Below are 24729 nucleotides of genomic sequence, written 5' to 3' on the forward strand. Positions count from 1 at the left end.
ATCTGCCGGGAGCCCCGATCTTGCGCATAGGCTTGGTGGTCGATCACCCCAAGCGTGACCTGCCGGGGGCAGTCATGCTTGGTTATCAACTCGCACGGCGCGGCGTCTCCGTCGTGCTGGTGCCGATGTACGAGCAGGCGGTCGACGTCCCGCGGCTCGGGCTGGACGCACTGGTCGTCAACTACGCACGCCCGGTCAATCTCGACCTGATGCGCAGCTTTGCCAAGGCCGGCCTCGCGCTGTACGTGCTCGATACCGAAGGCGGTGTCCTCGCGGAAAAGGGCGGCAACTCGCCGCCCGCGATGGCCGCGCACGTCAAGGAGAGCGGCTACGCCGACATCCTGGCAGGCTATTTCTTCTGGGGCAGCCGGTTGCACGACGCGTTCCTGGCGGCCGGAACCATGCTGCCGGAGCAGCTTCACCTCACCGGTTGCCCGCGCTTCGATTTTGCAGCTTCACGCTGGCGCGCGCTGCTCGACGGCGAACCGCGCGGCTATCTGCTCGTCAACGCCAACTTCCCGCTGGTCAATTCGCGCTTCACCGGCAAGCCGGGCGGGGAGCGCGAGGCGATGGTGCGGTCCGGTTGGGACGGCGACTATGTCGATCACTTCATCGCGGATTTGAAGCAGGTCTTCACGAACTATCTCGCCGAGATCGAGCGGCTCGCCGCAGCGCGGCCCGACCGCAAAATTCTCGTACGTCCGCATCCCTTCGAGAGCGAGGACGTCTATCGCAACGCGCTCTCGCGCCATGCCAACGTCGTGATCGACGGCACCGGCAGCGTGCTCGACCGCATCCGCAACGCGGCCGCGATCGTTCATCTCAACTGCGGGACGGCCGTCGAATCGGTATTGCTCGGAAAGCTGCCGCTTCAGCTCGAATATTTGAACACACCGACCACCGCGGGTCATGCCGGCCTGCCCGCGCGCGTGAGCCGGCAGGTCGCCTCGTTCGACGAGCTGCTTGGCGCGATCGACCACGTCGAGCGCGAAACCGGGACCTTCGATTTCGCCGGCGTTCACGCCGCCGACATCGAGACTTTCTTCCATCTTAACGACGGACGAGCGGCCGACCGTGTCGCCGATATCCTGACCCGCACGACCGGTTCGCGCCGGCCTTACGTCTCGCTGCTTGCGACCCTGAAGGGCACGCGCGCCAAGCCGAGCCTCGGCCAGATCGTCAAGGGCGCCGCGAGCGCCGCGCTCGGTTCGGCCGTCACCGAGCGGCTGCGCAGCCGGTTCAATCCAGCCCGGCGCGACAAGCGGATCGAGCCCGCCTTCGTCAAAACCCTGCTTCAGCGGATCGCAACTCATGATCGCGCGAGCCCGTTGCAATTCAGAGCGCGACGCGCGCATTGCGCGACGACGGGCTTGCCGCTCGCGAGCATTGCGATCGACCAGGTCCTAGAGCAATGACCCCATCTGCAAAGACCATACTCATCACCACGCTGGCGGAATACCAGACCCGGTTCTGGATTCCGGTCGCGCAGCGATTGCGCGCGGCTGGCCATGATGTCGAATTGCTTGCCTTCGACGATCGCAGCGCCGAGATTTCGGCCGCGGCAGACGTGCCGGTCACGAACATGTATCGCGAGGGCCTCAAGGCCGGGCCAGCACCCGACGACCGCAAGGCGTTCGACGCGCGCGTTGCTGCCTACGGGCTCGACGGGACCAATTTCCTGTTCAGCCATGAGCGTTTCACTTTCGGCATCCGCGACACGGCCGCGCTGCGCCGGCGCTTCATGATTTATGCCAACGCCATGGAGGCGCTGCTCGACCGGCTGGAGGCGCAAGGCACGCGCGCCGAGTTGGTGCAGGAGCTCGGCGGTTTTCTCTCCGTCATCGCGAGCTTCTACGCCGCCAGGCGCCGCAACATCCGCAACTGGTTCATCGAGCCGTCGTTCTTCCGCGGCCGCATGTATTTTACGCCCGACAGCCTCGCAGCTCCCGACGTGATGTCGACGCCCGCAGACACGGTGTCATCAGAGGTGCGCGCCTATCTCGACGACACGCTGACGCAGCGTGCGATCGTCATCCCCAAGAAGGACCAGCATCATTATTCGGCGGCCTTCAAGAAGGTCGTCAATTTGCGCAATGCCAATCGTCTTGCCGAAAAACTCTGGGACCAATTTGCGCTCGGCAAGCACCAGGAGTTCGGGCACAATTTGCGCCACGCGCGTGTTCATGCGGCAATGGCGCTCAACGCGGCGCGGCTGCGCAAGCTCTATCGTCCGCTTCCCGAAACGCCCTTCGTCTACTATCCCTTCCACGTCCCGGCCGACATGGCGCTGACGCTGCGCTCGCCGGATTATCTCGACCAGGTCGCGACCGTCGACTTCTTGTTGCGCACGATCCCGGATTCGCATGTGCTCGTGGTCAAGGAACATCCCGCCCAGATCGGCGCGATCGCGGCTTCGCGGCTGTTCGAACTCGCGCGCCGGTTCGACAATTTCGTGCTGCCGCCGCCGCAGACCAACAATTACACCGTGCTCAATCGCGCCGATGCCGTGATCTCCGTCAACAGCAAATCGGGTGCCGAGGCACTGCTGCTCGGCAAGCCTGTCGTGGTGATGGGCGATGCGTTCTATCGCTCCTGCCCGCTGGTGTATGCGGTCGACCGTCTGGCCGACGTGCCGGCACGGTTGCGCGAAGCGCTCTCCGCCGGGCCGTTCGATCCGGCCAGGGGAGCACCCTACTTCGAGTCTGCCTGGCGCCGGTCATATCCGGGCGAGCTTTATATTGGCGATCCCAATCTGCTCGACACGTTTGCGGCTTCTTTGCGCGCGGCAATTGCCGAGCCCGCCGGCACGAACTGAACGGACCCATCATGCCGCTCGTCTCGATCATCACACCGTCCTGGAACGTCGAAGGCCTGATCGAGGAGACGATCCGCTCGGTGCAGGACCAGACCTTCGCCGATTGGGAACTCTTGATCGCCGACGACTGCTCGACCGACAGGACGCCGGCGATCATCGCGGCAATCGGCGAGCGTGATCCCCGCGTCAAGCTGATCCGGCAGGCCAAGAATGGCGGCCCGGCGCTCGCCCGCCAGGCCTCGATTGATGCCGCGCAGGGCCGCTATCTCGCCTTCCTCGATAGCGACGATCTGTGGCTGCCGGGCAAGCTCGAGCGCCAGCTCGCCTTCGCCCGGGAGAAGCGGGCCGCCCTCAGCTACACCGCGTTCCGCCGCATCGACGAGAGCAACACCATGTCCGGCCGGCTGATCGAGGTGCCGGCGTCACTGAGCTACAATCAGCTCCTGGAGAACACCGCGATCGCCACGCTGACCGCGCTGGTCGACCGCGAGATCGCCGGTCCCATCCTGATGAAGAACGAGGGCTACGACGATTTTTGCCTGTGGCTCTCGATCCTCAAGCGCGGCCATACCGCATACGGCCTCAACGAGGACCTTGCGCGCTACCGCGTCAGGGGCTCCTCGGTCTCCAGCCGCCCGGCGCGCTCCGCCAAATGGGTCTGGCAGATCTACCGCAATGTCGAACAGCTCTCCCTGATCAGATCGGCCTGGTGCTTTGCTCATTGGAGCGCGCGCGCCTGGCTGAAACGGCGGGAATTCTAGCCTCCCACGCCCTGCCGAGGGCACCCACGAAAATATCGAAACAACCTCATGCACAGTAAGGGTATTCAAATACCTTTGACCAAGCCATTTGTCTATTGGCGAGTCCGGCCGTTGCCGATACCACTCAGCGCGCTCTGCCGCGGACAATCCTGGAACCGATCATGCCGTTTGAAAGCTACAAGAACAGCCGCATCCTCGTCACCGGAGGCGCCGGCTTCATCGGATCGCACCTCTGCGAGCGGCTGCTCGATACGGGGGCCGAGGTGGTCTCCGTCGACAATTACTTCACCGGCAGCCGGCGCAACATCGCCCATCTGATCGCCAATCCGCTGTTCGAGGCAGTCCGGCACGACGTCACCTTCCCGCTCTACATCGAGGTCGACGCGATCTTCAACCTGGCCTGCCCGGCCTCGCCGATCCACTACCAGCGCGATCCCGTGCAGACCACCAAGACCTCGGTGCACGGCGCGATCAACATGCTCGGCCTCGCCAAGCGGCTCAAGGCGCGCATCTTCCAGGCCTCCACCAGCGAGGTCTATGGCGATCCGCTGATCCATCCCCAGACCGAGGACTATTGGGGCAACGTCAACCCGATCGGCATCCGCTCCTGCTACGACGAAGGCAAGCGCTGCGCCGAAACGCTGTTCTTCGACTATTGGCGCCAGCACGCCCTGCCGATCAAGGTCGCGCGCATCTTCAACACCTACGGCCCGCGCATGCAGCCCAATGACGGGCGCGTGGTGTCGTCCTTCATTGTCCAGGCGCTCAAGGGCGAGCCGATCACCGTGTTCGGCGACGGCGGGCAGACCCGCTCGTTCTGCTATGTCGACGATCTCGTCGAGGCCATCATGCGGCTGATGGCAACGAACGAAGATGTCACCGGACCGATCAATCTCGGCAACAATTCCGAGTTCACGATCCGGGAACTGGCCGAGAAGGTCATCAAGCTCACGGGCTCACGCTCCAAGCTGATCTTCAAGCCGCTGCCCCAGGACGACCCGCGGCAGCGCCAGCCCGACCTCGCCAAGGCGAAGGCGGCGCTGAACTGGGAGCCGAAGGTCGCGCTCGAGGACGGGCTGAAGGAGACGATCGCCTATTTCAAGCGCACGCTCGAGCTGGCCTGATCCCGTTCGCAACTTCGTCGGCCGCAAGCGAGCCTGTCCGCCATGAGCGCATTGTCCGACATCATCCAGAAACTGCGATCGCGGCTGGATACCTGGGCTGCACTAACGATCCTGCTGCTGCTGCAGAGCGCCGTCACCTGTCTGTCGCTGATCAAGGTCGCAAACTTCCAGTCCTATATCCACTTCAGCGGCGAGCGCGTCTGGATCGCGGTCGCGATTGCGGTCGCCTTCTCCGTGGTCTCGCTGCTGTTCGCCGCCGCTCGCTTCAGCTTCGGCTATTTCGTCGGTTTCTATTTCTACACGATGATCCTGGGCTTCCTGTGGATCGACGTCTTCTCCGAATACAGCTACGAGCGATTGCTCGCGGGATGTTCGGCAGCGTTCTCGCTGATGCTTTTCCTGCTGCCCGTTCTGTTCATCCGGGCGCCGTTCCGCCAGCTCGTCGTGCTGTCGAATGCCGCCTTCGAGCATCTGCTCACGGCTATTTTGGCGATCTCCATCGGCACCATTGCCGTCGCCTCGACCTACAATTTCCGTATGGTCGCCATCGCAGACATCTACGACTACCGCGGCGCGCTGCAATTTCCTGGAGTGGTGCGATATCTCGTCGGCTGGGTCTCCAGCACGCTGCTGCCGTTCGCCTTCGCCTGCTACTGGCTGCTCGGCTATCGCTGGCGCGCCGGCCTGGTGTTGATCCTGCTCCTGTTTTTCTACCCGATCACGCTGACGAAGTTCTCGTTCTTCACGTCAGCCTGGCTGATCGTGCTTGCCGTACTGTCACGCTTTCTGAACGCAAGAACCTCGGTCATCACATCGCTCTTCATCCCGATGCTGCTCGGCGTCGCCGCCATGGCCTTGGCGGGCTACGTCCTCCACGACCCTCTTAGCAAGTACTTCGACGTGGTCAACATCCGCATGATGGCGACGCCATCGAGCGCTCTCGACATCTACAACCATTTCTTCGCCAGTCATCCGCTGACCTGGTTCTGCCAAATTTCGGTGCTGAAAGCGGTCATGTCTTGCGCTTACCAAGATCAGCTGTCGGTCGTGATGCAGGACACATACGGGTTCGGCATGCTCAACGCCTCCCTGTTCGCGACGGAGGGTGTCGCCTCGGTCGGACCTTATCTCGCGCCGCTGACGGCGCTTGCGTCGGGTTTCATCCTGGCTCTGGGCAACCGTGCCTCGGCAGGATTGCCGCAGCGTTTCGTGTTGATCTCCAGTGGCACGCTGCCGCATGTTCTGCTCAATACCCCGCTCACGGTCGCCATGGTGACCCACGGCACCGCGCTTCTCTTCCTGCTCTGGAACGTGGTGCCGCGAAGCATCTTTGAGCGGCCCGGACTCCCTGACTAGCGAATTCCTGCGGTTTGCATCACGTCCGCAGTCAGTCGGACGAAATCCGCAACGAACGCCTTCACGCGCTCCTCGAGATTCGGCAACAGGTTCCGGATAGTCGCATGATCGGATGATTGTGCGACTTCCGACAGGTGATCGGCCAAGGCTTCGGAATCGCGGATGCCGAAATATCGCGCGCCGCCCTCGGTCTGTTCGCGATGGACATCGATGTCGGACAGGATCGTCGGGACACCAAACGACTTGGCTTCTTCGACAGTCGTGCTCCACCCCTCGCACTCCGAAGGATTGATGAGAGCCATCGATGCGCGCAGGAGCGCGTAGACGTGATCCAGTGGAATCATTCCGAGATGCTTGAAGTTCATATCGAGACCACGCGACCTGACCTCACTCATGGTCCTCTCGAAAAGCCCGGATTCACGGAAGTCCTGCGTACTTCCCGATGCCGCGACGACGACGTCGAGCCCCCGGCTTTTCAGCAGATCAAGCGCATCGACCACGATCTGGTGATTCTTGTGCCGCCAGAACTGGTTTGGCAGGTAGAAATACCGTGACGGAAGACCATAATGCGCAATCACGTCGGACGGCTGCGTGGCGAGCAGACTGGCGGGCGGCTCGGTCGCAAACCGGACGACCGAGACGCCGTTCGAATTGCCCGGGTAGAACCTCTTGAGATCGCCGAGCGCCGTGGCGCTGCTCAACATGATGTGCCGGCCCGATGCGATCTGAACCCGAAAGCCGAGATCACGCCGCCAATATGCTCTCCTGGAGAACAGATGCGGGAGCAGTCGATGCTGGAAATCCGGGAACCATGCGACCGCCGGAAATGGCAGGCGCCAGCCGAAGAAGCGCGCGGATTCGAACACCATGTCGATCTGGCTGGCCGTGAACGCGGCGACGGCAGGTGCGTCCAAACCAAAGACGATCGCGCGGGCGAGGTCCGTTGCGCGGGCAAGACCGGTCGCGGCGTGATCGAAAACCGGCGAGCGCACGACCTCAACGCCGGGAATGCCGGCCAGCACCGCGATCTCCCCGGGATCGTCCGCCGTTCCGGCAAACAGCACGGGTACCACGGTCCCCGGAGAATGCCGGTTCAGCACCTCGAACAGATTGCGTTGATAGTTGTAGCCGCCCGCCCATAGCCGACGCGGGATGTTGGTGAATGCAATCCGCAGCGACGTACGCTCAGGCACGAGCCTGGCTCCTGAACCATTCGACGTAATCGGCCAGACCGCGCTCCAATGGGATACGCCAATCGAAATTCATGTCGAGCACGCGCCCGTTGTCCGCCAGCAAGCTCGTCGGGTCCCCTGGCCGCGCGACGCCGGAAAAGCGCGCGACCGTTTTGCTGTCCCAATGCCTGATCAGTCCCTCGGCAATATCGGCCACGCTCACGCCGCGCCCCGAACCGCCATTGATCACGCCAAAATCGTCCTGCCACTCCGCCTCCGCGACGCGCGCCAGCAAGCGAACGACGTCGCGAACGTCGGTCCAATCCCTTATCTCGGCGCCCGTCCCTCCGAGATTCAGCGTTTCTACCTCGCTCCGCAGCCGAGAGCAGATATCCCAGAGCAGTTGCTTGCGAAGGTGGGGACCGTAGACGGAGAACAGTCGCACGACCATGCAGTGAATGCCGAAGCTCTGGACGTAGCTTTGGCACAGCTGTTCCATCACCAGCTTGTGGTGTCCGTAGGGCGACATCGGCAGAAGCGCTGCGCTCTCGGGGATCGGACCGGTGTGATCGGCGCCGTAGACCGCGGCGCTCGACACCACGATCAGCCGGCTGCTGGGCGCGAAACTTCGAAGCCATTCGAGCAGACGCGCCGTGCTCGTCACGGTCCGCGAAAAATCCTCGAATGGGCGCGCAATCGACAGCCCGACCGACGACCCGCCGGCCAGATGAAAGACGTGCGACGGCAGGCCGTGCAAGGCGGCGAGTGCATTCAGATTGGCCGCATCGACTTCACCATTGATCCAACTCTGCAAGCCGAGAGCGTGCGCATCGGCCGGATCGAGCGCACCGTGACCAACGCCATGGACCACACGCCCGGCGCCCGCCAGCTCGCGAACGAGATGACGTCCGATGAATCCGTTCGCACCGGTAACCCACGTGGACATTATGCTACCTTGGGTACTGCCAACGAGACGCTCGCTTGGCTCGCAAGCAAACTGCTATCGGTATTGCCATATGCTCCCTCATCGCTCGCCCGGCGACAATTCCCTGACGATGGTCGCAGGATTACCTGCTACGATGGAATATGCCGGAACATCCTTGGTGACCACAGCACCCGCGGCGACAATCCCACCCTCACCAATGGTCACGCCTCGCATAACCATGGCGCAAGCACCGATCCACGCATCATCGCAAATCTTGATCGGACGGTCGTCAAGAGAAAGCTGCCTTGGGTGACCGGTAGAGAAAATCTGCTTCGCCTGTTCGTGCCGCTCAGAGGCACGGATCGGATGCGAGAGATTGTCGAATATATTGACGGAATGCGAGATCAAGACACGATTTCCGATGTCGATCGACGCACCTGACCAAATACGCGTGCCGACCCCAACATAGCACCACTCTCCGATAGTGATTTGACCGCCGTGACCGAGGATCATCAGTTCACCCCTGACGTGAGAATGGCTGCCAATGACAATCCTTTCGCTTTTGCCAAGCGCATTCCTGATCCGCGCGCTATGGGCCAAGAAAGCATCTCGTTCCAAGCGGCAAGTCGCCCGTCCGACCAGACGCTGGACGATATAGTGTAAGTTGAAGCCATCGATGGCGTGCGCAAACCGGCGCACAAGCGTGGAGAGGCTGGACATCAGCCTATCCTCTCACATAGCAAAATCCAACGTGCACGGATTTTCAATTGAACACCTCCAACGGAGCGGCTGCGCGGTCAGAGGCGCCCCACGAGCTCGCCGAATAGCTTCCACTGCATGTCCTTATGGTAAATGTCCCGGATGCGAGCTCGACCTAGTGCTGCGATCTCGGCCGATCTGCGCCAGTCCTGCAGACTGTGTGAAATGACCTCGACCGCCCGTTCCGGTGTATCATAGGTTTCGATGGTCACCCCCTCATGCATACCATCAATATATCTTCCCGCGTCGGACACGAGCAATGCACCACACCCCATTGACTCGAAGCAACGCATATTACCACGGTCCTCGCCTGCCATGTCGATCGAGCCATTAAGCGCGATCTTAGACGAGCCAATCAGCTCGTAGAGATCTCTCCCGAATACCGGCGGCCGAGCGATAGCTGCGATTGCTTCGGGACGTCTGTGCTGCTGCAGGGGCAGCAATCGCCCGATTGCACTCTCGGCGAGCCTGGTCAAGCGCGATGCGTCAAGACAAAATACGACACCATGACTGCCCGATAGGCTCGCGACTCGCTCAAGCGTCTTCGCACGCTCACGATGATGTCGTGAATAACCGCCGACGAAGACGACGTCGATCGGACGGTCTCCGTGGCCATACTCGTCCATCACTGGATCATGCGCCGGGTAAAATACCTCGGCCCGGCATCCCTTGCGACGCCACATGTCGAGCATCGAGGGAAAGTTTGCAAGCACGGCGCCATAGGACGTAAAGTCAGCATTTCCCGATGGCGCGCCACGCCAGCACAACGTCTTCTTGACGCAGCCCGGCAGCTTGGCAACGAAAGCGCTCGGGTAGCGCACGGGATCGAGATTGTAGAACACCTCGGTGGCGTGATGCTCGATCTGGGCGAGCAGGATGGCCTCAAGCGTCGGCTCGCCCGACATGCCCTGCTCGCGCGCCCAGCGTCGCTGCAGGATCTCGTCATCCCCGTTGGTGAAGAAGGCGTCCGGCGAACCGTCGAGCACCGGTTGAAGGAAATGCGACGCACCGAAACGATCGTTGAGAAAAACCCGGCGTCGCTCTTCGAAGCTGACGGCCTTTGCCGCGAGCTGGTTCAACCGCGGCAGGTAGGATGGATAGAAACAGCTATTTTGGAACAGACGCATTGCTTATACGTACCTCGCCAACATCCATTTCATATTCAGATACGGCCAGATCCGCCCGACCGACTCCCAATCCCAGGACTTCGACGCCGTCAAGCGGCTGACGGCCGCGCGCAGAGCCGCTTCATCCACCAGTTCGGCAAACGCCGGCACGTTCCTATCCAGCAGGTCGGCCGTCCAGCCGGCCAGCGGTCCGTTCAACCATTCCGGCATCGGTGAATTGAAGCCGACCTTGCGACGCGCGGTGCGAATGGACTCCGGCATCAAATTGGCCATCGCCCGCCGGGCAACAGCCTTGGTATAGCCGTCGGACGACTTGCTACTCTCGGGAAGCGCCATCGTGTAGGTCACCAGCCGCCAATCCATGAAGGGCATGCGGACTTCGACGCCGTGCGCCATCGAAAGGCGGTCGAAGTTGCGCAGGATGGTGGGCAGCACCGTGCTGTGAAACATTCGATAGAGGCGCTTGTTCAAGCCACCCCATTCACGCGGCAGCACATCGTCCTCCGCTATCAGCGGGAGCGGGGCGGGAAGATTGCGCAGGCCACCGCGCAGAAAATACACGCCCTTGCGCTTCAGAGCCAACGCACGCAGCACATCCACACAGCGCCGGGCCAGTTTCGAACGGGACGCGAGGTCCTCTGCCGCGTTCCGTATTTGAAATGCGCGCGCTTGTCCTTCCTGCAAATAGCCGCCCATCAGCTCGTCCGCCCCGTGGCCGTCGAGTGACACCGTCACGTTGTTGTGGGTCAATTGCCGATAGAGCAGCCATATGGCGCTGGGCAGCGCGATGTAGACGTCATCGAGATCGTCGAGAATCCGATCGAGGTCCGTCAGTGCATCGGCCTGTCCGATTTCGAGAAAAGTAGGCGCGACATTGGCCCAGGCGGCGGCCTCCTCAGCCATCGGCCTCTCGTCGTTCAAGGCGCCGGGAAACGTCGCGACAAAGGCGTGACGCCATGCCGTGCTGTCGCGCGGCCCCATGCCATCTTTCTCGTGCGCCGCCATGGCGCAAATCACCGCCGACGAATCGAAACCACCGGACAGGCATGTTCCGATCGACACGTCGCTGCGCATGCGCAGCGCCACGGCATCCTGGAACAGCTCGCGAAAACGCGCGACACGTTCGGCTTCGGTGGCCGGCACGGGCGGCAGATGATCCACGGTCCGCCACCAACGCTTGACGCTGACCTTGCCCTGGCGCAGCCACATGCAATGGCCGCCCTGCAGGCGGCGAACCTGCCGAAACAGGGTCCGCTCGCTTCCTTCGATCCCGAAGGCATCGAGCAGCAGCCGGCGTGCGACTTCCACGTCAACGGAGGCATCGATCAGTCCGCTCCGCACCAGCGCCCGCTGCTCGGAGGCGAAGATGAATCGTTCCGGCGACGCGGCATAGAGCAGCGGCTTGATGCCGAAGCGGTCGCGCGCAAGAAACAGTTCGCGGGTGCTGGTGTCGAAGATCGCCAAGGCCCACATGCCGTTGAAGCGGGGCAGCATGTCTTCCCGCCAGGCCTGCCAGGCGGCCAGGATCACTTCGGTGTCGGATTGGCTGCGGAACACCGCGCCCTGCGCCTCGAGCTCGCGGCGAAGCTCGAGGAAGTTGTAAATCTCGCCGTTGAACACGATCACATGGCGGCCGTCCGCAGACAGCATGGGCTGATAGCCGCCTTCGCCGGGATCGATGATGGCCAGGCGGCGGTGGCCGAATGCGAGGCTTCGGTCCGCGTTGAACCAGGTCCCCTCGCCGAACGGACCGCGATGCGCGATCAGGCTGGTCAGCCGCGAGATGTCGGCCGGTTCGACCGCGTCGCCACCCAGATTTACGATGCCTGCGATTCCGCACATGTCCTAGACAGCCTTGAGGGGCAAGATGCGATTGACGATCGAACGAATGTCTTGCCAAGAGGCCCTTCGATACGGGCCCAATTGCGACGCGGCAACTGCGATCACGAAGATGGTCGCGGCCGTCAGCGACGAGACGGCTCCCACCGACCACCAGGAGGGCGCGAGCTGGAGTGGCGCGTGGTCGAGACCGTATCGCACGGCCAGCGCCGACGCGATTCCGATGCCGAGCGGCATCAGCACGCAATGCACGATGCGCGACCACATGCCGGCAAGGTCAAAACTCCGGCGCAACAGGAAGACAATGGTCGCCATCTGCGCGATCATTCCGGCGCATGCGCTCCAGCCTGCGGCCTGCCATCCAAAGCGTGGCAATGCGATCGCGCTGGTCACGAGTGTGACGACACCCGTGATCAGGGCGATGAGCGCGTTGGAGCGCGACCGCCCGTTCGCGAGCAAGTAAAAGCCGAAGACGTTCGCGCTCGATCCGAGGATCCCGGCAATCGACAGGACGACGAGAACCCGTGCGGCCTCCGCTGCGACCTCGGCGCCGGTCCAGACATGCAGCAGCGAGCCCGCCACGGGGATCAATCCGCCGAGCGCGCTTGCGGCCAAAACGTTGAGGATCCACGACGATCGGAACAGCAGATCGACCTTACGGTCCTCGCTCTCCCCTTGCAGCGTGCTGAAGAAGGGAAACAGGATCTCTCCGACCTTCAGGATACCGATATAGGTCGCCTCCTGCAGGCGCTGCGCAACGCCATAGAAACCGACGAACTGCGGTTGCAGCAGCGCGCCAAGCAGATATCGATCGGCCTGCCCCGCAAGCAGCGCACCGCCCTGTGCGGCAACTTGCCATCCGCCGAACCGAACCAGCCTGCCGAGCGCCTCGCGATGCAATGCTGGAGGAGCCAGCCACTTGCGCATTTGGCCGCTAGACCAAGCCAGGGCCAGCAGCAGGCCTATTGCCAATCCGAGCGCCTGGCAACCTAGGAATGTCGATGCGTGCGGCGCGGCGGGGATCAGGAGGAGCATCGAAAGAGTCGAAACCACGGTGCTGACGATGCCGATCGAGGCGATCCGGCGATAGTCTTGCCGTGCGGTGAACAACGAAATGAAGACCGCCGATACACACTGGCACAACCAGCCGATACCGGCCAGCGCGAAGGCCAGTCCGAGATCGTCGGCGGCCGGACCGGCCAGATGAAATCCGAGACGCGCAAGCGGAGCTCCGGCAACCAGAAGGAAAATGACGATCGGTCCGCCCGCACCGACCGCGAGCATGACCGCGGTCGCGAACAGGCGTCGCGCATCGTCGCGGTCGGATGGCTCCAGTCGCTGTGCAAGTTCGCGCGAGGTCGACAGGCCGAGCGCGTTGCTGAACACCAGTGCTGGCGCAATGCATGCGGTGACAAGTCCCGCGACGCCGAATGCAGCGAGGCCGAGGTGAGTGATCACGAAAGGCAGGATGGCCAGGTTCAGCACCACGGCCACCAGAAAGGCCATCGCATTCCACGCCGAATTCCCCAGCAGATCGGGCGGTGTTTTTCTCAACGTCATGTCAGCCACCCGGCCATCACCTCACCAAGCCCTTGCCCCGCGCCGATCAGGGTTCCCCCTAGGCATCGCGAATTCGGGCTAGCAGTCAGTAAAGGGAATGTCGATAGCCGGCGGGGACCGCAAACAGCCGGGCTGGGCTCGACCCGTTCCAACGTTCTTTCAGGGCTCAATCCGAGGCTCGCCGGGACAGATTACGGGCGTCTGCGGGGCGACCTCGGAAAGGCACGCTCAAAGCCCGTCCGACTCGCCATTCTTCGGCGTGGAGCGCGACACGGAAGGCGAGAGGGCCGGATCAGCCGGGCCCGGCATCATCGGGGTGCTGCCGGCATCCGCGGGCGAGCCCGCGGGAGCGGCCGCGTCTCGAGCTGGTCGATGAACAGGAACGGCATGCCGGCTTCGAGATCGTAGAGGAGCTTCTGTAGCGCGGGCTGTTCCAGCTCGCAGCTGACGACGAGGCCGACGAAACCATCCCTGGTCTGCGCGCCTGGCAACACCCAAAGTCCTGGTCGCGTCGAGCTTCGCATCCCGCAAAACCGTCGGGCGAAGCCCCCGATCAAGGGGCTTCATCTCACCCGCTCACCGGCCTGGGTCGCCAGACTAGTGTACGGACACTAGAGAATCCAGAGCTGCAGTGAAAACTCCTCTCGATCAGATCAGGTGAAAATCGCCGACATGGTGCTGCGCCATCTCGGACAGGTTGTCGAACACGAAATGAGCATCCGTCACGTCCGTCAGTTGCTGGGCCCTGGACGCCAACACTGAAACGAGCTGCGCGAGTTGGGCATCATCCGCCCAGTGCAGCCCGCCGACTGCTTGCGCGTTGTCGGTATGTGACAGCGCGAAATTGTCTTGAACATTCGTACGTCCAGCAAGCAGAGCGCCGCCCGTGCCAGCGTCTCCATTCGTCGTTGTCTGCGCCAGCGACAGCGAAGCGGTCGGCGCTTGCGATATTGCCGGACTGCTCGCAGCAGTCACGGCAATCTGCACGACATTGTAGGTGTTGTTGCTTTCGCTGCTTTCGGTGAGCTGATTGTTGTAATCGGCGATGCCGCCGATGTAGTAGGTTCCCGGCGCCAGACTGCCCGGCAGCGTCACCGTGGCCATCTGGTGATCGTAGTAGCCGGGCTGGCTGATCGTGGCCAGCGTCGACGATGTCGAAATTGTCGTGAGCAGCGCGTCCGACGTCGTGATCGTCGCGTCAGTCGAGATATAGATGCCAGCGGTGGTCGGAGACGACGCCACCGCGTTGCCGAGGTTCATGTTGTAGGCATCGACCGTCAAACTGTCCCCGGCCGAAGCAGCCGTCTTGTTCACAGCCACATATTCGGACAGGTCGGGCTGCTGCGGCGCCGTTACCGTGACCTGCACCACGTTGTAGGTGTTGTTGGTCTCGTTGCTCTCGGTCAGGTTATTGTTGTAGTCGGAAATGCCGCCGACGTAATAGGTGCCAGCCGCCAGATTGCCGGGCAGCGTCACCGTCACCGTCTGCTGGTCATGGTAGCCGGACAGAGTGACGGTTGCCAGCGTCGACGATGTCGCCAGGGTCGTGAGCAGCGTATCCGACGTCGTGATCGTCGCATCGCTCGAGAGATAAATTCCCGCAGTCGTCGGGGTCGCGTCAACTCCGTTGCCGAGATTCATGTTGTAGGCGTCGACCGTCAGACTGCTCCCGGCGGCAACGGTCGTCTTGTTCACAGCCACGTATTCAGACAGGTCGGGCTGCTGCGGCGCCGTTACCGTGACCTGCACCACGTTGTAGGTGTTGTTGGTCTCGTTGCTCTCGGTCAGGTTATTGTTGTAGTCGGAAATGCCGCCGACGTAATAGGTGCCAGCCGCCAGATTGCCGGGCAGCGTCACCGTCACCGTCTGCTGGTCGTGGTAGCCGGGCAGACTGACGGTTGCCAGCGTCGACGATGTCGCCAGGGTCGTGAGCAGCGTGTCCGACGTCGTGATCGTCGCGTCGGTGGAGATGTAGATTCCAGCCGTCGTGGGGCCTGCCACGGCGTTGCCGAGATTCATATTGTAGGCGTCTAGGCTCAGACCACCGCCGGCGGCAACGGTCGTCTTGTCCACGGCCACATATTCGGACAGGTCAGGATGGCCCGCCGCCGTCACCGTGATCTGCACCACGTTATAGGTGTTGTTGGTTTCGTTGCGTTCGCTGATCTGGTTGTTGTAGTCGGCGATACCGCCGATGTAGTAGGTGCCGGGCGCCAGATTGCCCGGCAGCGCGACCATGATCGCCTGATGATCGTAGTAGCCTGGCTGGCTGACAGTGGCCAGCGTCATCGAGGTCGACACCGTCGCGAGCACTGTATCCGATGTCGTGATCGTCGCGTCGGTGGAGAGATAGATTTTGGCGGTTGTCGGTCCCGATACCGCGTCGCCAAGATTCATGTTGTAGGCGTCGACTGTCAGGTTGCCTCCGGCCGGAACTGTGCTCTGGCTCACCGCTACGTACTCGGACAGATCGGGCTGAGCCGGCCCCGTCAGGGTGGAGCTTGCCGCTAGACTGTCGGCAAACTGGAACGACTCCGCGCCGGTAACCGTGTCGGTGCCGTCCGGAGAACCGGACCGTTGATCAACCACAGTAAAGGTCTGCGTGACCGCATTATAGGTTATCGCGTAATTCGCCTTGCTGCCCGAATACACCGCCGTATCCGTGCCCGAGCCGCCAGTGATGGTGTCGTTGCCGCCGCCGCCGGTGATCGTATCGTTGCCCGAGCCGCCGTTCAGGATGTTGGCGATGACGTTGCCGATGATCGTGTCGTTGCCGGAGCCGCCGATGGCGTTGTCGATCAGCGAACGCCCGTCGTTGTTGTAGAGATAGGAATTGTACACGTTGCCCGACGCGTAATGGCCGTTTCCGAGATTGGCCAGTTGAACCGACGAGAACACGGACGACGCACCTGGATTGAGATTGATGCTCAGGTTCGTCGTGTAGTTCGACAGGTCGTAGGTATCGACGCCGCCACCATCCCAGATAGTCTGGTAGATGCGATTGGCCGAGCCACCGGCACCGCCATTGTCGGCCGGCTGGCCAACGCCGTTGATGAACTCCTGCCCGGTGCTGGAGCTCCAGGTATAGACGGTGGCTCCGGCCTGGGTGGTGTAGTCCGCGCCGTACATCGTCTGCAGCGCGAGAATATCGTTGGCCATATAGGTCTGCGGATATCCATAGGCTTCGTTGGTGTAGCCGCTCGTCGTCGAAGCACCGACATAGCTGCGATAGCTCATGACGGTGTATTCGCTGTCGTCATGCGCGCTCGGCACCGCGACGTTGGCGACGCCGCCCGTTTCCTGACTATGCTTCAGGCCAAGGGCGTGTCCGAGCTCGTGCAACGCCGTCGTGAAATAGTAATTGCCGAGCGCAGCCAGCGAATAGTTGTAGGCGCCTCCGAACCACACGTCGCCGCCGGCCGCGTAGTTTCCGGGGTAATAGGCGTAGGATGTCGGATTGGCCGCCGGCGACTGCGCGACCATGATGTCGGCACCGTTCGTCCCCGCGTACTGGATGTTGGCGTTGGTGTAGCCGAGGATCAGCCCGATCGCGTAATTGATCGCCGCCTGCATCTGACTCGGCGCCGCGGCAAAACCCGACGTCGTCGGCTCACTGCTGCCGCCGGAGTAAGGACTGGAGTAGTCGCTTGCAGCGTCCGGAAAGCTGTAGGTGATCGTGCCGGACCATTTGTAGCCCGACAGCAGGCCGTCGATTTCGGCGTTGTTGGTTGCACTGACGTTGACGGCGCTGGCCAAGGGAATCTCCGAAGCAGCAAACCCCGCTCGATTCGGGGCGCGACAGGTGATTCTAGCTTGAGAGTTAAACGTTTGGCTTAATTTTGGCGAGCCGGTCCGGACTCCTTCCATAAGGCCGTGTTAGCCATCAAATCCCGTAGTCACACGGGCCAGGGCAAAGGATGTCGGTTCCGCCCACCTGTGTTGCGAGTGAAATCATGAAACTACGTCCACTCTCGGCCGGTCTGTTCGGCGCCCTGGTGGCGCTCGCCGGGCCGGACCATCTACCCTTCGGAGGACTGCCTGTCATGGTCGGGAAAGCCAGCGCGGATGAGAGTGGCAAGCAAGGCGGCACAGCGGGACGCGCCCCCTCCGTTCCAATGGCCCGCGACCCCTCGGCTGCGGTAGCGGAGGAGTACGAAGCCGCCCGCCGGCAGGGTACACGGGAGGCGTTCGAGCTCTTCATCGCGCGTCACGGTGACGATCCCCTGGCCGAGCAGGCGCGTGCCGAGCTGAAGCAGCTGGCGCGCTGATCCTTCGCGCGCCGTGCCCCCTCAGGCATTGCATTTCGACAGGCGGCATCCGCGCGGCCCAGACCTGCCGCGTGATGTCTTGCCGCATGGTCTTTCGGCACTATGGTAGGCCCGCAATCTTTCCCGGAGCCTTTCAAGATGCCCTTTCCGCATGCCTCCGAAGCCTTGTCGCGCTTCACCGTACTCGATCTGACCCGCGTCCGGTCCGGGCCCACCTGCGTGCGGCAGCTCGCGGACTGGGGCGCCAGCGTGATCAAGATCGACGCGCTGACCGAGGATTCCGGCGGCGAACAGCCGGGCGGGCCGCGGCGGGGCTCCGATTTCCAGAATCTGCATCGCAACAAGCGGGCGATGACGCTGAACCTGAAGGACGAGCGTGGGCTTGCCGTGTTCAAGCGCCTCGCCGCCAAGGCCGACGTCGTGGTGGAGAATTTCCGTCCCGACGTGAAGAAGAAGCTCGGCATCGACTATGAGAGCCTGCGCGAGATCAACCCGCGCATCGTCTATGGCAGCATCTCCGGCTTCGGCCAGGACGGGCCCTACCACAAGCGGCCGGGCTTCGATCAGATCGCGCAAGGCATGGGCGGGCTGATGTCGATCACCGGCGCGCCGGGCGAAGGCCCGATGCGGGTCGGCATTCCCGTCGCCGACCTCACCGCGGGCCTGTTCTGCGCCATGGGCATCCTCACCGCGCTGCTGGAGCGCGAGGTCTCGGGCAAGGGCCAGTGGGTACAGACTTCTTTGCTGCAAGCCCAGATCTTCATGCTCGACTTCCAGGCCGCGCGCTGGCTGATGGAAAAAGACGTGGCAAAACAGGCCGGCAACAATCACCCGACCAGCATCCCGACGGGCGTGTTCAGGACCTCGGACGGCTACATCAACATCGCCACGACGGGTGGCCGGATCTGGGAGCGCTGCGCGCAGGCGATCGGCGCGCCGGAACTCTACAGCCACCCCGACTATGTGACCGCGCCAGCCCGCTCCAAGAACCGCGACGCACTCAATGCCGAGATCGAGAAGCGTACCTTGACGAAGTCCACCGAGACCTGGGTCAGTGAACTCAACGAGGCCGGCGTGCCCTGCGGGCCGATCTACGCCATCGACCAGATGTTCGAAGACGCGCAGGTCAAGCATCTCGGCATCGCGCAGGAGGTGCCGAACGACGAGGATCGCGACATCCGCCTCGTCGGCCAGCCCGTGACGCTGTCGCGCACGCCGAGCAGGATGGTGGCGCGGCCGCCGGAGTTCGGCGAGCAGACCGACGAAGTGCTGAAGGAGTTCGGCTTCAACAAGGAGGAAGTAGCTCGTTTAAGGGAGGCGAAAGTCGTCTAACAGTCTGCTGAAAAAACCCCTCGCCAGGGAGGGGACTTGATGATTCACTTTATCATCTCGAATCGGCGGAGACGATCATGCGCGGCAGGTTTACGGATCAGCGCGGCCTGTTTTCGTACATCGCGCCGGATAAACGTGTGCCGGCGAACGATCCGCTGCGGAAGGTCCGAACTTGTCCGGGATGTTTTGAGTGATAGACGTCAAAGTGACCTGGCTTTGCCCCGTTGCATCCCTCCAATGCGTGTCAGAAGCCTATCAATGATAGGCCAGAACAGCAGCACGATCGCGAGCGTCGTGATCGAGCCGACCAGGCCGTTCGACCAGAACACCTTGAGGTCGCCGCCGGAGCCGATCATCGACAGGCGGAAGGCATCCTCCGCGCGGTTGCCGAGCACGAGCGTGAGCGTGAACGGCGCCAAGGGAATGCCGATCTTCTTGAAGACGTAGCCGACGACACCGAAGCCGAGCATCAGCCAGATGTCGAACATGGCGTTCTGGATCGCATAGGCGCCGATCGCACAGGACACCACGATCATCGGCGCCACCGCGGCGAACGGCACGCGCAGGATCGAGGCGAAGATCGGCACCGTCGTCAGCACCAGCACGAGGCCGACGACATTGCCGAGATACATCGAGGCGATCAGGCCCCAGACGAAATCCTTGTGCTCGACGAACAGCAGCGGGCCGGGATTGAGCCCCCACACCATCAACCCGCCGAGCAGGATCGCCGCGGTGCCGGAGCCGGGAATTCCGAGCGCCAGCATCGGCAAGAGGGCCGCGGTGCCGGAGGCATGCGCCGCCGTTTCCGGCGCGAACACGCCCTCGATGCGGCCCTTGCCAAAGCTCTCGGGATCCTTGGCGAAGCGCTTTGCCAGATTGTAGCCCATGAAGGAGGCCGCGATCGCGCCGCCCGGGGTAATGCCGAGCCAGCAGCCGATGACGGAGGAGCGCAGCAGCGTCACCCAGTATTTCGGCAGGTCCTTCCACACACTCAGCACGACGCGCAGCGAAATGCTCGCTGCGTGTCCGCGCAGCGCGAGGCGCTCCTCCATCGTCAGCAGGATCTCGCTGATGCCGAACAGGCCGATGACGGCGACCAGGAAGTTGATGCCGCGCAAAAGCTCGGACGAACCGAAGGTCATGCGCAGCTGCCCCGACACGGTATCCATTCCGACGCCCGCGAGCAGGAGCCCCAACGACATCGAGATGACAGTCTTGTGCTTGGCCTCGCGGCCCAATCCGACGAAGGAGCAGAAGGTCAGCAGATAAACAGCGAAGAACTCGGGCGGGCCGAACTTCAACGCAAAGGACGAGATCATCGGGGCGAGGAAAGTGATCAGCAGCACAGCGACCAGCGAGCCGATGAAAGAGGACGTGAACGCCGCGGTCAGTGCCTCCGCTGCCCTGCCCTGCTGCGCCATCGGATACCCGTCGAACGTGGTCGCGACCGACCAGGCCTCGCCGGGGATGTTGAACAGGATCGAGGTGATCGCGCCGCCGAACAGCGCGCCCCAGTAGATGCAGGACAGCATCACGATCGCCGAGGTCGGATCCATCGTGAAGGTGAGCGGCAGCAGGATCGCGACGCCGTTGGGTCCGCCGAGCCCGGGCAACACGCCGACGAAGATGCCGAGCACCAGCCCGACCATCATCAGCGCGAGCGTCTTCCACGTCAGCAGGACGGCGAAGCCGTGAAGCAAGAGACCGAAAGCTTCCATCGCAGGCCCCGCCTAGTAGCCGAAGGCCGCTTCGAGCGGCCCTTTCGGCATGATGACGTCGAAGGCGATGTCGAAGGTGAGGAACATGATCGCCGTGAACACGACAGCGGTGAGCAGCGACTTCCACAGCGCGATCTTGCCGACGAGGCGCATGAAGCCCGCGATCAGCAGGAAGCTCGCGACATAGAGGCCGAGAAACTGCGTCGTCAGGCAGAACAGCAGCGTCGGCACGAACACCGCCATCACACGGCGGGCCTGCGCGCGCGTGACGAAGGTCTCAGCCGCCTTGCGGTGCGCGACGAGAGCCACGATCAGGCCGTAGAGGCTGCTGCCGCCGAGAATGACGGAGAGATAGAACGGGAAATAGCCAGGCTCCGGCCCGGTCGAATCCCAGGAGGCGCCGGTGCGCCAATTGTCGTAGCCGAGCGTGGCAGCCAGCGCGAGCAACAGGAGACAGACGAATATCTCGACCGTGCCGGAGGAGACGACGGAAGGCGAGTCGTCTTCGGGCGCGGTCGGATCGTCGACGACGATTTCAAGATCGGTTTGGGACATGAGCCGTTGGGGACCGAGTAGTTCAATTCCCCCTCTCCCCGCTTGCGGGGAGAGGGTTGGGGTGAGGGGGAGTCTCCGCGATGACGGTGAGGATTGGACTCGCGGAGAGAGCCCCTCACTCCGACCCTCTCCCCTCAAGCGGGGAGAGGGAGAAACCAAAGCTACTTCGCGACGAATCCGGCTTCCGTCATCAGCGACTTGTTGACTGCATCGTCCTCTTCGAGGAATTGCACCATGTCCTTGCCGGTGAGGAAGATCGGCTTCAACGCCTGCTTTTCCATGTAGTCCTTGTATTCGGCGGTCTGCGTCACCTTGTGGAACAGGTCGACATAGAACGCCTGCTGCTCAGCCGTGACCTTACCGGGCAGGAACGTCGCGCGCAGCATCAGATACTGGACGTCGACGCCCTCCTCCTTGCAGGTCGGGATGTCGGCCCAGGACTGCGTGTCCGTCACTTTGCTGGTGTAGGAGATGCGCTCCTTGTCGAACACGCAGAGCGGACGCACCTGGCCCGCGCGCCAGACTTCGAGATTTTCGGACGGGTTGTTGACGTTGGATTCGGTGTGGTTGCCGACCAGCTGGGTCGCGGCCTCGCCACCGGACTTGTAAGGCAGATAGGAGAATTTCGCGCCGGTCTTCTGCTCGAGAAACACCGTCAGCACGTGATCCTCGCGCTTGGAGCCGGTGCCGCCCATCTTGAACGGGGCGCTCGCAGCCTTCGCGGCGGCGACGAACTCCTTCACCGTCTTGGGACCCGAGCTGTTGTCCCATAGGACGAACTGGTCGAGCGCGATCACCGAGACCGGGGTCAGCTCACGCCAGTTGAACGGAATCTTCGCCGACAGCGGCAGCATGTAGATCAGCGAATAGGCGATCAGCACCTTGTTGGGATCGGCCTCGCTGGACTTCATGTACATCAGCGCTTCCGCACCTGACGCGCCGCCCTTGAGCGAGACCACGATCGGCTGCTTCATCAGATTGTTCTTCTGGATCGCGGCCTGCATCATCCGCGCCATCTGATCGGAGGCGCCGCCCGCGCCCGCCGCCACCACGATCTCGACCGGCTTGGTCGGCTCCCAGCCGGCAAAGGCCGGCGCGCTCAACGTTAGCGCCGCTGCGACCCCGACAGCTTTCACTAGAATTCGCACGAGTTTCGCCCCCTGGTTATTGTTGGCTTTGTTTGTCAGTAATTTATCGGCACATTGTGCGGACTAAAGCCAGCGAGTTCAAGCAGGCGGGCATCCCGCCGCCTATGACTTTCGGCTGACGAGGCCCAAGCCGGAGATACGCTACTTGCCCTTCCAGTTGGGCGTGCGCTTGTTGAGGAAGGCGTCCATTCCCTCGCGGAAATCTTCGCTCATATAGGCCTTGAGGATCAGATCCTCGCCCTCTTCGCGCGACAGCGTGCGGCGGATGCGGCGCACCGCCTCCTTGGTCGCTTCCAGCGTGAGCGGGGCGTGGCTCGCCACAAGCTTGGCGGTCTCGTCGGCACGGCGCTGGAGCGTCTCGACATCGGGCACGATTTCGGTGAGCAGGCCGAGCGCGAGCGCTTCCGGCGCCTCGACCAGGCGCGCCTTGAAGATCATATCCTTGGTGCGGGCGGGGCCGACCAGCGAGACGACGCGGCTGATATTGGACATCGACAGGCAGTTGCCGAGCGTGCGCGCGATCGGAAAGCCGATGCGTGTCGCTTCAGTCCCGATGCGAAGGTCACAGCAGGCCGCAATTCCGGCACCGCCGCCGGTGCAGGCCCCCGCGATCGCCGCGATCACGGGCACGCGGCACTGCTCGAGCGTGCCGAGCACGCGGTCGATGCGAGCCTCATAGTCGAGCGCATCCTGCGCGGTTTTGAACGCACGGAACTGAGAAATGTCGGTGCCGGAGGCAAACGCCTTGTCGCCGGCGCCGGTCAGGATCAGTGCCTTGATCGAGCGATCGGCGTTGATCTCCAGGCAGATCTCCGCCATGCGCTCGTACATGGCGAAGGTCAGTGCGTTGCGCGCCTGCGGACGGTTGAAAGTGATCCGCGCGATGCCGTCCGTGACGGAGTAAAGCAGGTCTTCGTTGGCAGTCGTCGGTGCGTTCATCGCGCGCTCACTTCTTTTCTAAGCTAGTTCAAGCCACTTGAGCCTTTAGGCCACCTGAGCCCTCAGGCTACCTGGGCCTTGGCCATCGGCACCACGTCGCGTCCCTTCAGGACGTCCATGGCCGCCAACACGCCGCCGCTCCGGTGCGGGATCTTTGCAAGATCGAGGCCCATCTCGACGCCGGCGAGCGTGCCCATCAGCATCAGATCGTTGAAATGGCCGATATGGCCGATGCGGAACACCTTGCCCTTGACCTTGTTCAGGCCGGTGCCGAGCGACATGTCGAAGGCTTCCAGCACAACCTTGCGGAAGGCGTCGGCGTCATGGCCATCAGGCACGCGCACGCCGGTCAGCGCCGGCGAATGTGCGGCGGGATCGGCGCACTGCGTCTCCAGGCCCCAGACCTTGACCGCGGCACGCGTCGCCGCACTGTGGCGCTTGTGGCGGGTCCAGGCGTTCTCAAGCCCCTCTTCTTCCAGCATCTTGACCGCTTCGCGCAGGCCGTAGAGCAGATTGGTGGCGGGCGTGTAGGGGAAGGTACCGAGCTTGTTGAAGCTGATCACCTCCTGCCAGTCCCAATAAGAGCGCATGCCGGGGTTGGCCTTGGCCATCGCGAGCGCCTTCTCCGAGACGGCATTGAAGCCGAGGCCCGGCGGCAGCATCAGGCCCTTCTGCGAGCCGGCGACCGAGACGTCGATGCCCCAGGCATCGTGTTCGTATTCAATCGAGCCGAGGCCGGAGATGGTGTCGACCATCAGCAGCGCCGGATGCTTGACCCGGTCGAGCAGCTTGCGCACTTCGAGCGGCGGCGTCACGCAGCCGGTCGAGGTCTCGTTGTGGACGACACAGACCGCCTTGATCGCGTGCTGCTTGTCGGCGGCAAGCCGCTTCTCCATCTCGGCGAGATCGGCGCCATGGCGCCAGTCGCTCGGGATGAAGTCGACGTCGAGCTTGAACTTCTCGGCGATGCCGCGCCACAGCACGGCGAACTGGCCGGTCTCGCACATCAACACCTTGTCGCCGGGCGCTAGCACGTTGACCATCGCAGCTTCCCAGGCGCCGGTGCCGGACGAGGGGAAGATGATCACGGGCTGCTTGGTGCGGAACACCCGCTGCATTCCGGCGAGGACGGCGAAACCGAGCTCGGCGAACTCCGGACCGCGATGGTCCAGCGTCGGCATGTCCATCGCCCGCAGCACCCGGTCGGGCACGTTGGTCGGTCCTGGAATCTGTAGGAAATGCCTTCCAGTATGCACGGTCATCGGCGTCCTTCCCGGTCTTGCCTTGATTTTAGATGGCCGCCGAATAGCACCATTTGACCGGCTTGTCCC

19 protein-coding genes and 1 pseudogene are annotated in these 24729 nt (G+C 62.8%); 7 read left to right on the top strand and 13 right to left on the bottom strand.

Features of this window, described 5'->3' with window-relative positions:
• Positions 1–20 precede the first annotated feature (20 nt).
• From IVB27_RS11795 to IVB27_RS11815, 5 genes are all read left to right on the top strand, one after another.
• On the top strand, positions 21–1415 hold the full coding sequence (locus IVB27_RS11795) for a surface carbohydrate biosynthesis protein (protein WP_247443714.1): 1395 nt from the start codon (positions 21–23) through the stop codon (positions 1413–1415).
• Positions 1412–2815, top strand: a complete 1404-nt coding sequence (locus IVB27_RS11800; protein WP_247443717.1) for a capsular polysaccharide export protein, LipB/KpsS family — start codon at positions 1412–1414, stop codon at positions 2813–2815. The genes IVB27_RS11795 and IVB27_RS11800 overlap by 4 nt, the downstream gene beginning before the upstream one ends.
• 11 nt (positions 2816–2826) lie before the next feature.
• Positions 2827–3576, top strand: coding sequence for a glycosyltransferase family 2 protein (locus IVB27_RS11805; RefSeq protein WP_247443719.1), 750 nt, complete (start codon positions 2827–2829; stop codon positions 3574–3576).
• A gap of 161 nt (positions 3577–3737) precedes the next feature.
• Positions 3738–4700 carry a UDP-glucuronic acid decarboxylase family protein gene (locus IVB27_RS11810; RefSeq protein ID WP_247443720.1) on the top strand — a complete coding sequence of 321 codons (963 nt, stop codon included), beginning with the start codon at positions 3738–3740 and terminating at the stop codon, positions 4698–4700.
• Positions 4701–4742: 42 nt separating this feature from the next.
• Positions 4743–6056 carry a hypothetical protein gene (locus IVB27_RS11815; RefSeq protein ID WP_247443722.1) on the top strand — a complete coding sequence of 438 codons (1314 nt, stop codon included), beginning with the start codon at positions 4743–4745 and terminating at the stop codon, positions 6054–6056.
• Here IVB27_RS11815 and IVB27_RS11820 read toward each other — a convergent pair.
• From IVB27_RS11820 to IVB27_RS11855, 8 genes and pseudogenes are all read right to left on the bottom strand, one after another.
• Positions 6053–7249 carry a glycosyltransferase family 4 protein gene (locus IVB27_RS11820; protein WP_247443724.1) on the bottom strand — a complete coding sequence of 399 codons (1197 nt, stop codon included), beginning with the start codon at positions 7247–7249 and terminating at the stop codon, positions 6053–6055. The genes IVB27_RS11815 and IVB27_RS11820 overlap by 4 nt on opposite strands.
• Positions 7242–8174 carry an NAD-dependent epimerase/dehydratase family protein gene (locus IVB27_RS11825; protein WP_247443725.1) on the bottom strand — a complete coding sequence of 311 codons (933 nt, stop codon included), beginning with the start codon at positions 8172–8174 and terminating at the stop codon, positions 7242–7244. The genes IVB27_RS11820 and IVB27_RS11825 overlap by 8 nt, the downstream gene beginning before the upstream one ends.
• A 78-nt stretch (positions 8175–8252) precedes the next feature.
• Positions 8253–8873: an acyltransferase gene (locus tag IVB27_RS11830; RefSeq protein ID WP_247443727.1), complete on the bottom strand. Its 621-nt coding sequence runs from the start codon at positions 8871–8873 to the stop codon at positions 8253–8255.
• Between the two features lie 77 nt (positions 8874–8950).
• A complete protein-coding gene (locus IVB27_RS11835) occupies positions 8951–10039 on the bottom strand; it encodes a glycosyltransferase family protein (protein ID WP_247443730.1) in 1089 nt (362 codons plus the stop codon).
• 3 nt (positions 10040–10042) lie between these two features.
• Positions 10043–11881: an asparagine synthase (glutamine-hydrolyzing) gene (asnB, locus tag IVB27_RS11840; RefSeq protein WP_247443731.1), complete on the bottom strand. Its 1839-nt coding sequence runs from the start codon at positions 11879–11881 to the stop codon at positions 10043–10045.
• Positions 11882–11884: 3 nt separating this feature from the next.
• Positions 11885–13438 carry a lipopolysaccharide biosynthesis protein gene (locus IVB27_RS11845; RefSeq protein WP_247443733.1) on the bottom strand — a complete coding sequence of 518 codons (1554 nt, stop codon included), beginning with the start codon at positions 13436–13438 and terminating at the stop codon, positions 11885–11887.
• A gap of 353 nt (positions 13439–13791) precedes the next feature.
• Positions 13792–13923 (bottom strand): annotated as a pseudogene (locus tag IVB27_RS11850) (GspMb/PilO family protein); the annotation flags it as partial.
• Between the two features lie 163 nt (positions 13924–14086).
• Positions 14087–17194 (bottom strand): M10 family metallopeptidase, encoded by a 3108-nt coding sequence (locus IVB27_RS11855; RefSeq protein WP_247443735.1) that lies wholly within the window; start codon positions 17192–17194, stop codon positions 14087–14089.
• A gap of 197 nt (positions 17195–17391) precedes the next feature.
• On the opposite strand from IVB27_RS11855, the gene IVB27_RS11860 reads away from it, so the two are divergent.
• Complete coding sequence (locus IVB27_RS11860) at positions 17392–17706, top strand: hypothetical protein (RefSeq protein WP_247443736.1); 315 nt, start codon at positions 17392–17394, stop codon at positions 17704–17706.
• A gap of 138 nt (positions 17707–17844) precedes the next feature.
• Complete coding sequence (locus IVB27_RS11865; protein WP_247443738.1) at positions 17845–19038, top strand: CaiB/BaiF CoA transferase family protein; 1194 nt, start codon at positions 17845–17847, stop codon at positions 19036–19038.
• Between the two features lie 200 nt (positions 19039–19238).
• Here IVB27_RS11865 and IVB27_RS11870 read toward each other — a convergent pair whose 3' ends face one another.
• The 5 genes from IVB27_RS11870 to IVB27_RS11890 all read right to left on the bottom strand — a co-directional run bounded on the left by IVB27_RS11870 (position 19239) and on the right by IVB27_RS11890 (position 24660).
• The gene (locus tag IVB27_RS11870; protein ID WP_247443740.1) at positions 19239–20756 is read right to left on the bottom strand and encodes a tripartite tricarboxylate transporter permease; all 1518 of its coding nucleotides are present in this window, start codon (positions 20754–20756) and stop codon (positions 19239–19241) included.
• 12 nt (positions 20757–20768) lie between these two features.
• The gene (locus IVB27_RS11875) at positions 20769–21311 is read right to left on the bottom strand and encodes a tripartite tricarboxylate transporter TctB family protein (protein WP_247443742.1); all 543 of its coding nucleotides are present in this window, start codon (positions 21309–21311) and stop codon (positions 20769–20771) included.
• Between the two features lie 161 nt (positions 21312–21472).
• Positions 21473–22459 (bottom strand): Bug family tripartite tricarboxylate transporter substrate binding protein, encoded by a 987-nt coding sequence (locus IVB27_RS11880; RefSeq protein ID WP_247443744.1) that lies wholly within the window; start codon positions 22457–22459, stop codon positions 21473–21475.
• 141 nt (positions 22460–22600) lie between these two features.
• Positions 22601–23398 (bottom strand): enoyl-CoA hydratase/isomerase family protein, encoded by a 798-nt coding sequence (locus tag IVB27_RS11885; protein ID WP_247443746.1) that lies wholly within the window; start codon positions 23396–23398, stop codon positions 22601–22603.
• Positions 23399–23460: 62 nt separating this feature from the next.
• Positions 23461–24660 (bottom strand): pyridoxal-phosphate-dependent aminotransferase family protein, encoded by a 1200-nt coding sequence (locus IVB27_RS11890; protein ID WP_247443748.1) that lies wholly within the window; start codon positions 24658–24660, stop codon positions 23461–23463.
• Positions 24661–24729: the final 69 nt, after the last annotated feature.

The sequence above is a fragment of the Bradyrhizobium sp. 197 genome, from assembly GCF_023073375.1.
In the GTDB taxonomy this organism is placed as follows: domain Bacteria; phylum Pseudomonadota; class Alphaproteobacteria; order Rhizobiales; family Xanthobacteraceae; genus Bradyrhizobium.